Origin of the sequence: Streptomyces sp. W16, from assembly GCF_033194735.1 — a bacterium.
Lineage (GTDB): Bacteria > Actinomycetota > Actinomycetes > Streptomycetales > Streptomycetaceae > Streptomyces.
Window position 1 is genome coordinate 1 of the sequence record NZ_JAWOAI010000468.1, and the last position, 7,855, is coordinate 7,855.

Here is a 7,855-nt window from a genome sequence, read left to right on the forward strand (position 1 = left end):
CACCGCGAGCACGAGCGGCGCCTTGAAGCCGGCCGGGGCGGGCAGCTTGGTGATCTCGCCCTCGGCACCGGTGGCGCCCAGGGTCTCCAGGACGCCGGCGAGCCTGCCGTCGTACGCCTTGTCCACGGCGTCGGCGCCCGGTGCGACGACCGGGCCCTTGCCGCCCTTGCCGACACCGATCACGATCGCGTCGGCCCGCAGGCCGGGCGCCGCGGCGGTGCTGAGAGTGAGAGCAGTCACAGTGGTGAATTCTCGCTTCCGATGTGAAGTTTCTGTGGTCGAACGGGGTGGGTCGACCGGGCCCGACAGCCGACCCTATTTCCGACCTGCGGCGGCGGTGGACACAGGGGGCTGGTGATGGCCCAGGACGGAGCCTACGCGCGTGTGCGCGACGGGGCGTTCGCGCGGGGCCGCGGACAGGGCCTCATCCGTTTGCACGACCGCGCGGTACCGGGCATGGGAGATCATCCCTGGGGTACCTCGCCCCACAACCTGGAGCTCGTCCTGTGAGACGCCCCGCCGCCCTGTTCACCCTCCTCCTGCTGCTCGCGGGCTGCACCTCCGCCCCCGACGACAAGCCGGAGAGCGGGAAACGGTGGCAGCCCCGCCCGGGGGTGGCCTGGCAGTGGCAGCTCAGCGGACGTCTGGACACCTCCGTCGACGTCCCGGTCTACGACATCGACGGCTTCGACCGGTCCAAGGCCACGGTGACCGCGCTGCACGACAAGGGCCGCAAGGTCATCTGCTACATCTCCACCGGCGCCTGGGAGGACTTCCGCCCGGACGCGAAGAAGTTCCCCAAGCCGGTGCTGGGCAAGGGCAACGGCTGGAAGGGCGAACGCTGGCTGGACATCCGCCGCACCGACGTCCTCGAACCCCTGATGGCGACCCGCCTCGACATGTGCCGTGCGAAGGGCTTCGACGCGGTGGAGCCCGACAACATGGACGGCTACCAGAACGACACCGGCTTCCCCCTGAAGCCCGCCGACCAGCTCCGCTACAACCGCCTCGTCGCCGAGCTGGCCCACGACCGGGGCATGTCGGTCGGCCTCAAGAACGACCTCGCCCAAATCCCCGCCCTGGCGAGCGACTTCGACTTCGCGGTCAACGAACAGTGCGCCCAGTACGGCGAATGCGACACCCTGAAGCCCTTCATCAAGGCCAACAAGGCGGTCTTCCACGTCGAGTACGAACTCCCGACCAGCCGCTTCTGCCCCGACTCCCGCCGCCTGAAGCTGAGTTCACTACTGAAGAAGCCTGAGCTGGGCGCATGGCGGAAGTCCTGCTGAGTACTCAGGGTCCTGTCGAACACACCTGAGGGCAGCCAACCCAGGGGCGCGGGGCTGTATTTGATTTGCGGCTACCGCCGCGTGGGCGCGACCAGCCCCCACGCACCCGCACTCAGCCACTTACCGAAAGCACCACAAGCGCAGTCGTAGCAGCAGTCTCCGCAAGCCCCCCGAACACGTCCCCCGTGACCCCGCCGAACCGCCGCCGACAGTGCCGCAGAAGAACCTCAGCGACGACCAGAGCCGCAGCCACGGCGACAACCACGTGCACGTACCCACGCCCCCCGAAGAACGGCCCGAGCGCCGCCGAAATCACGCCGTAGGACACGGTCATAGCCACCGCACCCCCCACCGGTACCACCCCCGCGACCGCCGCCCCCAACCCCTCCGGCCGAGCCGCAGGCACCCCCGCACGGGCGGCCCAGGTCAACGCCAGCCGAGCCGCGATCCCGGAAACGATCGCCGCGGCGGCACCCCGGCCCCACGAGTCGCCGTAGAGCTGAGCCAGCGCCGCCACCTGAGCCAGAAGCACGAAGACGAGAGCGAGCACCCCGAACGGTCCGATGTCCGACTGCTTCATGATCCGCAGCGCGTCCTCCGCGGGCTTCCCGCTGCCGAGCCCATCGGCAGTGTCCGCAAGCCCGTCCAGATGCAGTCCCCGGGTGAGAACGGCAGGCACGGCGACACTGGCAACGGCGGCGAGCAGCGGGCCCGCGCCCAGAAACAGGAGCAGCAGCCCGAGCCCCGCCGCACAGCCACCGACGACCGTTCCGACGATCGGGGCCGCCATCATTCCGGCGCGGGCGGCCTCCCGGTCCCAGCGGGTCACCGTGACCGGGAGAACCGTCAGGGTGCCGAACGCGAAGCGGAGGCTGTCGAGGGGCTGGGTCTTGGACACCGGCGCAGGTTACCCGGCGGTCCGGGGAGCGGTACCGGCGGCCGTCGCTAAAGTGCGCATATGGGACATTGGCTGCACCGCAACATCGTCGAACCGGGCAAGCTGCCCCTGCTTCTCGCGCTCACCGCCTTCGTCCTGACGTTCCTCATCACCCGGGTCATCACCCGGTTGATCCGCGCGGGCAAGGGCCCCTTCGGCAACATCAAGGCCGGCGACGTGCACATCCACCACGTCGTCCCGGGCGTGGTCCTCAGCATCCTCGGCGGCTTCGGCGCGGTGGCCAGCACGCGCTACGGCGTCGGATCGGCGCTCTTCGCGATCGTCTTCGGGATCGGCGCGGGCCTGGTGCTGGACGAGTTCGCGCTGATCCTCTATCTCGACGACGTGTACTGGACCGAGGCGGGCCGCAAGAGCGTCGAGGCGGTGGTGCTCACCGCGGCCCTGGTCGGCTTCGTACTCGCCGGTTTCTCACCCTTCGGCGTCAACGACCTCACCGCCGCCGAACTCCACGACCGCGCCGGCGTGATCGTGAGCGTCGCGGTCAACTTCCTCTTCTCCCTCATCGCCCTGAGCAAGGGCAAGGCCCGCACCGCGGTCTTCGGCGTCCTCGTCCCGCTGGTCGCCCTCGTCGGTGCGATCCGGCTGGCCCGCCCGGGTTCGCCCTGGGCCAAGCGCTTCTACCGCAACCGCCGCCATCGGGCCCGAGCCCGCTCGATCCTCCGCGTCTACCACCACGACCGCCGCTGGGCGGGCCCGCGCCGAGCCCTCCAGGACTGGATCGGCGGCAAACCGGATCCGGAACCGGCGCAGATCCCCGGCCGGCGGTGAGCACGCCCCGCCCCGCCTACCGCACCCGCACTCGCAGCCGCCGATGCCGTAGCGCCGAAACCAGACACAGCAGTCCCACCGCGATGATCGCCGCCAGGTGTTCCTTGCCCGCGAGGTTGCCCTTCAGCATCACCTCGATCGCCATCGCCCCGGTCACCGCGAGCGCAGTCGCGTACGCGCCGTAGCGCCACGCGACGAACACCGCGAGGCCGACCACCGCCGCGGAGGGGCCCGTGTCCACGACCAGCCGGTCCGAGCCGGGCAGCCCGAACGGGTTGTCGAAGCCGAGCCAGATGCCGAGGCGGGCGTACAGCGTGCCGGCGAGGGTCGCGGCGTACGCGATGACGAGGGTGCGCCAGCGGCCGAGGCAGATCTCCGCGATGCCGAACACGAAGAGGATCTGGGCCAGCGCGCCCCACACGGGGAGGTCCAGCGCCGGTACGAAGAGGGAGAGCGGGGTGCGGAGCAGGGCCAGCCACAGCGGGTCCTCGGCCCGTACCGCGCCCGTGTCCTGCACGAACTGGTAGCCCCACGACTGGTTCTGTACGAACTGGAGCACCGCGGTCAGCAGCACCGCGCCGATCGTCATAGGGGTCGCCCGCCAGCGGCGCTTCAGCAGCGGCTCGCGCACGGTGACGTAGAGCAGTCCCCATTCGGCGCGGGCCCAGCGGGCGAGGCGGTTCATCTGTGCGTCTCCAGGTGCTTGCGGTGCAGCCACTTCGGCAGTCCCGGCGCCTCCAAAAACCCTTCCGCGCGCGCCGCCGCGAGGCCGATGCGCAGCAGGTCCGCGCTCTTCTCGAAGAGCAGGAACCGGGGTTCCCAGATGGGCCGGTACTTGGCGTTGGCGCGGTACAGCGACTCGATCTGCCACCAGCGCGAGAAGAAGCTGAGGAGTGACCTCCACAGCCGCAGCACCGGACCGGCGCCGATCCGCGCCCCCCTTTCGAAGACCGAACGGAACATGGCGAAGTTGAGCGAGACCTGGGTGATCCCGATCTCCTGGGCGCGGCGGAGGAGTTCGATCACCATGAACTCCATGAGCCCGTTGTCGGAGTCGCGGTCCCGGCGCATCAGGTCGAGCGACAGCCCGTGCGGTCCCCACGGCACGAAGGACAGCACCGCCCTCAACTCGCCGTCCCCATCCGTGCATTCGAGCATCACGCACTGCCCGTCGTCCGGGTCCCCGAGCCGCCCCAGCGCCATGCTGAAGCCGCGCTCGGTGGCCCCGTCCCGCCAGTCGTCGGCCCGCTTCAGCAGGTACGCCATCTCCTCGGCCGGAATGTCCTCGTGGCGGCGGATCCGGACCGTGTACCCGGCTCGCTTCACCCGGTTGTAGGCCTGCCGTACGGTCCGCATGGCCCGTCCTTCGAGGGTGAAGTCGGCGACCTCGACGAGGGCTTCGTCACCGAGTTCGAGGGCGTCGAGGCCGTGCCGTGCGTAGACGGTGCCGGCCTCCTCGCTCGCGCCCATGACGGCCGGAATCCATCCGTGAACGCGGGCTTCCGCGAGCCAGGGCTCGATCGCGCCGGGCCACGCCTCCGGGTCGCCGATCGGGTCGCCGGAGGCCAGCGACACCCCGCCTACCACCCGGTAGGCGACGGCCGCCTTGCCGGTCGGCGACCACACCACGCTCTTCTCCCGGCGCAGCGCGAAGTACCCGAGCGAGTCCCGCTCGCCCTGTCGCTCCAGCAGTGCCCGCAGCTTCTTCTCGTCGTCCTCGGTGAGCGGGTCGACGGCGCGCCGGGAGCGGAACGCGGCGTAGAAGACCGCGAGGACCAGGACCGTACTGAGCACGTTGATGGCGACGTTGACCCAGTTCGGGGTCCAGATCCCGGGGAAGCGGTTCTCCGGGGCGGCGATGGACACCAGCCGGAACGAGCCGTAGTGCCAGCGCTCCAGGAACGTCGAACGGGACGCGTCGTGCGCCTGGTTGGTGACCGTCACCAGCAGTCCGGCCAGCAGCGAGGCGGCCAGTGTGCCGCCGACGGCGACGACGGCGGCCAGCCGGGGGTTGGACCGGTCGCCCTTCGCGTAGAACTCCCGCCGCCCCACGAGCAGTGCGGCGACGAAGGCGGCGGTCAGGCCCAGGGAGATCCAGTTCTGCGCGTACTGGCGGATCTCCTGGAACGACATGGCGAACCCGAACAGTGCCAGGAACAGCCCGCTGACCACCAGGTTCAGAATCCATGCGGCGCGTTTGCGGCGCCGCATGGTGATGGCGAGGAACGCCGTGAACACCCCGGACGCGAAACCGGCCGTCAGCAGGTACGGCGTGAAGAAGTTCTCCTGGTTGTGCCGTCGTACGTCCTGCCCCAGCGAAACCCACGCCGCGCTGAGGAAGTTGATGAACGCGACGGCCCGCAGATACCAGACGGCGAAGGCCGCGGCCCGCCGCGAGGCGCCTGAGCTATGACGTTCCTGAACGGGCCCGACCCGGACATCTCCCATGAAGGAGGATCATATGGGTGTTGTTGCGGCGAACAGTTCTTTTCCGTCGCCGCAACGATCACGCCCGGATCACGTCCGGATCACTCCTCGGGCTTCTCCACCTCGACCGGCTCCTTCGGCTCCTCCGGCTGTTCCTCCGGCTTGAGCGGGAGTTCGGCCGCCAGTGCCGCCGCGGCCTGCACCAGCGGCAGCGCGAGCAGCGCGCCCGCGCCCTCGCCGACGGTCACCCCGTGGTCGAGCAGCGGCTCCAGTGCCATCCGGTCCAGCGCCTTCGCCTGCCCCGGCTCCCCGCTGCTCTGCCCGGCCAGCCACCAGTCCGGCGCCCGGAAGGCGACCCGCTGTCCGACCAGCGCGCAGGCGGCGGCCACCACCCCGTCCAGGATCACCGGCAGCTTCCGTACGGCACTCTGCAGCAGGAACCCGGTCATCGCGGCGAGGTCGGCGCCGCCCACCGTGGCGAGCAGCTGCAACTGGTCGCCGAGCACCGGCCGGGCCCGCCGCAGCGCGTCCCGGATCGCCGCGCACTTGCGCATCCACGCCAGGTCGTCGATCGCGAGGCCGCCCCGCCCGGTGACGACGGACGCGTCGGTCCCGCACAGCGCGGCGATCAGCACGGAGGCCGGGGTCGTACCGCCGACGCTCACATCGCCGAGGACCACCAGATCCGTACCGGAGTCGGCCTCGTCGTTCGCGACGGCGACACCCGCCTCGAACGCGGCCGTCGCCTCCTCCAGCGTCAGCGCGTCCTCGATGTCGATCCGCCCGCTGCCCCGCCGTACCCGGTGCTTCACGACCTCGTCGGGCAGCGAGTCCGGCTCGCAGTCCAGGGCCATGTCCACGATCCGCACCGGCACCCCGAGCCGCCGGGCGAGCACCGCGGCCGGGCTGCCGCCCTCCAGCACCGACCGCACCAACTCCCCGGCGCTGCCCGCCGGTCGGGCCGACACACCGAGTTCGGCGATCCCGTGGTCGCCCGCGAACAACACCACCCGCGGCCGTTCGACCGGCCGCACCGGCACGGAGGACTGCGCCGCCGCCAGCCACTCACCCAGGTCGTCGAGTCGGCCCAGCGACCCGGGCGGCACGATCTGACGTTCACGCCGCGCCTCGGCGTCACGGCGCACACCACCGTCGGGGCGCTCGATCAGATCGGTGAAGTCGTCGAGATTAAGCGAGCTCATTCGCCGAACAGTACCGGCAGCGATCGCACGCGACAGAGCCACATGGCCACCACGCCCCCGGGACGTCCTTGCCTCGAAGATCGAGATCCCGTACGTATCGTTTTGCACCGTATTGTCGTACGTCCCCGGGAGCCGCCCATGAACAGCCTGCGCACCCGCGTCAGCGCCCTCGACGAGCGACGCCGGCACCGGACGCTGGCCCGCGCGATCCTGCGCCTGCTCCCCGAACCGGAGAGCTGGCTCGACGTCGGCACGGGCGACGCCCGCTTCCCGGAGACCGCGAAGGAACTCTTCCCGTACACGTCATTCGACGGCCTCGACCCCACCCCCCGAGTCGTCCGGGCCCGCGCCGCCGAACGCATCGAGGAGGCCTACGCCGGCCACCTCGCGGACCCGCACATCACGGCCGCCCTGCACGCCCGCTACGACGTCGTCACCCTCCTCCGCGACCGCACCCCCGCCACCGAACCCGGGGCCGAACTTGACGCGGCCCTCACGGTCCTGCGCCCCGGCGGCCTCCTCCTGGTGGAGGCCGGGTCCGACGACCTGCGCGCGGAACTGGAGTCCCGGGACTGCGAGATCGTCACCGAACACCGCCGCCTCCCGGACCGGCTCCCGGCCCCGCAGCGGATCATCGCGCGCCGGAAGCCGTCAGCCCCGTAGCGCGATCGCCTGCCCGGCCACCACCAGCAGCACGTGCTCGCACTCACCGGCGATCGCGGCGTTCAACCGCCCGAGCTCGTCCCGGTACCGGCGCCCGGACGCGGTCGCCGGCACGATCCCCGAGCCGACCTCGTTGGACACGGCGACCAGGGTGCGCCGGGTGGCACGCACAGCGGCGGTCAACTCCCGTACCCGCTCCCGCAACGCCTTCTCCCCGCCGTCCCCCCACTCCGTGTCGTCCCACGCCCCCACGGAGTCCATCGCGTCCGTCAGCCACAGCGACAGACAGTCGATCAGCAACGGCGGCCCGTCCTGCGCCAGCAACGGCACCAGGTCACAGGTCTCCGCCGTACGCCACGACCCCGGCCGCCGCTCCCGGTGCGCGGAGACCCGGGAGGCCCACTCGGTGTCCCCGTTGCGCGAGCCGCCGGTCGCGACGTACAGCACACCGGGGAACGCCTCCAACCGCCGCTCCGCCTCCACGGACTTCCCGGACCGCGCCCCGCCGAGCACCAGCGTCCGCCGCGGCACATCGGGCACGTCCTCGT

The 7,855-nt window shown here is 71.1% G+C and carries 10 protein-coding genes; 4 read left to right on the plus strand and 6 right to left on the minus strand.

Annotation, left to right across the window (positions count from 1 at the left end; all coding sequences use genetic code 11):
* Positions 1-240: M17 family peptidase N-terminal domain-containing protein (locus tag R6V09_RS40550; RefSeq protein ID WP_317886496.1), on the minus strand; the 240-nt coding region annotated here is incomplete at its 3' end.
* Between the two features lie 117 nt (positions 241-357).
* Here R6V09_RS40550 and R6V09_RS40555 point away from each other — a divergent pair.
* Together R6V09_RS40555 and R6V09_RS40560 are read left to right on the plus strand one after the other, a co-directional pair.
* Complete coding sequence (locus tag R6V09_RS40555; RefSeq protein ID WP_317886497.1) at positions 358-510, plus strand: hypothetical protein; 153 nt, start codon at positions 358-360, stop codon at positions 508-510.
* Positions 507-1,289, plus strand: coding sequence for an endo alpha-1,4 polygalactosaminidase (locus tag R6V09_RS40560; protein WP_317886498.1), 783 nt, complete (start codon positions 507-509; stop codon positions 1,287-1,289). Before R6V09_RS40555 ends, R6V09_RS40560 begins: the two co-directional genes overlap by 4 nt.
* A 112-nt stretch (positions 1,290-1,401) precedes the next feature.
* Here the strand turns inward: R6V09_RS40560 and R6V09_RS40565 are convergent, their stop codons facing one another.
* Complete coding sequence (locus R6V09_RS40565; protein WP_317886499.1) at positions 1,402-2,187, minus strand: adenosylcobinamide-GDP ribazoletransferase; 786 nt, start codon at positions 2,185-2,187, stop codon at positions 1,402-1,404.
* Between the two features lie 60 nt (positions 2,188-2,247).
* On the opposite strand from R6V09_RS40565, the gene R6V09_RS40570 reads away from it, so the two are divergent.
* On the plus strand, positions 2,248-3,015 hold the full coding sequence (locus R6V09_RS40570; protein ID WP_317886500.1) for a hypothetical protein: 768 nt from the start codon (positions 2,248-2,250) through the stop codon (positions 3,013-3,015).
* Between the two features lie 16 nt (positions 3,016-3,031).
* Here the strand turns inward: R6V09_RS40570 and R6V09_RS40575 are convergent, their stop codons facing one another.
* The 3 genes from R6V09_RS40575 to cobT all read right to left on the minus strand — a co-directional run bounded on the left by R6V09_RS40575 (position 3,032) and on the right by cobT (position 6,644).
* On the minus strand, positions 3,032-3,700 hold the full coding sequence (locus R6V09_RS40575) for a hypothetical protein (protein WP_317886501.1): 669 nt from the start codon (positions 3,698-3,700) through the stop codon (positions 3,032-3,034).
* Complete coding sequence (locus tag R6V09_RS40580) at positions 3,697-5,463, minus strand: phosphatidylglycerol lysyltransferase domain-containing protein (protein WP_317886502.1); 1,767 nt, start codon at positions 5,461-5,463, stop codon at positions 3,697-3,699. The genes R6V09_RS40575 and R6V09_RS40580 overlap by 4 nt, the downstream gene beginning before the upstream one ends.
* Before the next feature lie 80 nt (positions 5,464-5,543).
* On the minus strand, positions 5,544-6,644 hold the full coding sequence (gene cobT / locus R6V09_RS40585) for a nicotinate-nucleotide--dimethylbenzimidazole phosphoribosyltransferase (RefSeq protein WP_317886503.1): 1,101 nt from the start codon (positions 6,642-6,644) through the stop codon (positions 5,544-5,546).
* Between the two features lie 138 nt (positions 6,645-6,782).
* Between cobT and R6V09_RS40590 the strand changes: the two genes are divergently transcribed.
* On the plus strand, positions 6,783-7,307 hold the full coding sequence (locus tag R6V09_RS40590; protein ID WP_317886504.1) for a methyltransferase domain-containing protein: 525 nt from the start codon (positions 6,783-6,785) through the stop codon (positions 7,305-7,307).
* Here R6V09_RS40590 and R6V09_RS40595 read toward each other — a convergent pair.
* Positions 7,296-7,855, minus strand: a 560-nt coding sequence (locus R6V09_RS40595) for a bifunctional adenosylcobinamide kinase/adenosylcobinamide-phosphate guanylyltransferase (protein ID WP_317886505.1), incomplete at its 5' end; no start/stop codon positions are given. The two genes, R6V09_RS40590 and R6V09_RS40595, sit on opposite strands and share 12 nt — an antisense overlap.

What these genes read in the sequence shown, in the direction of transcription:
- R6V09_RS40555 (WP_317886497.1), top strand. Translation starts at nt 358, where the DNA reads ATGGCCCAGGACGGAGCCTACGCGCGTGTGCGCGACGGGGCGTTCGCG.
- R6V09_RS40580 (WP_317886502.1), bottom strand. Translation starts at nt 5,463, where the DNA reads ATGGGAGATGTCCGGGTCGGGCCCGTTCAGGAACGTCATAGCTCAGGC.
- cobT (WP_317886503.1), bottom strand. Translation starts at nt 6,644, where the DNA reads ATGAGCTCGCTTAATCTCGACGACTTCACCGATCTGATCGAGCGCCCC.
- R6V09_RS40590 (WP_317886504.1), top strand. Translation starts at nt 6,783, where the DNA reads ATGAACAGCCTGCGCACCCGCGTCAGCGCCCTCGACGAGCGACGCCGG.
- R6V09_RS40575 (WP_317886501.1), bottom strand. Translation starts at nt 3,700, where the DNA reads ATGAACCGCCTCGCCCGCTGGGCCCGCGCCGAATGGGGACTGCTCTAC.
- R6V09_RS40570 (WP_317886500.1), top strand. Translation starts at nt 2,248, where the DNA reads ATGGGACATTGGCTGCACCGCAACATCGTCGAACCGGGCAAGCTGCCC.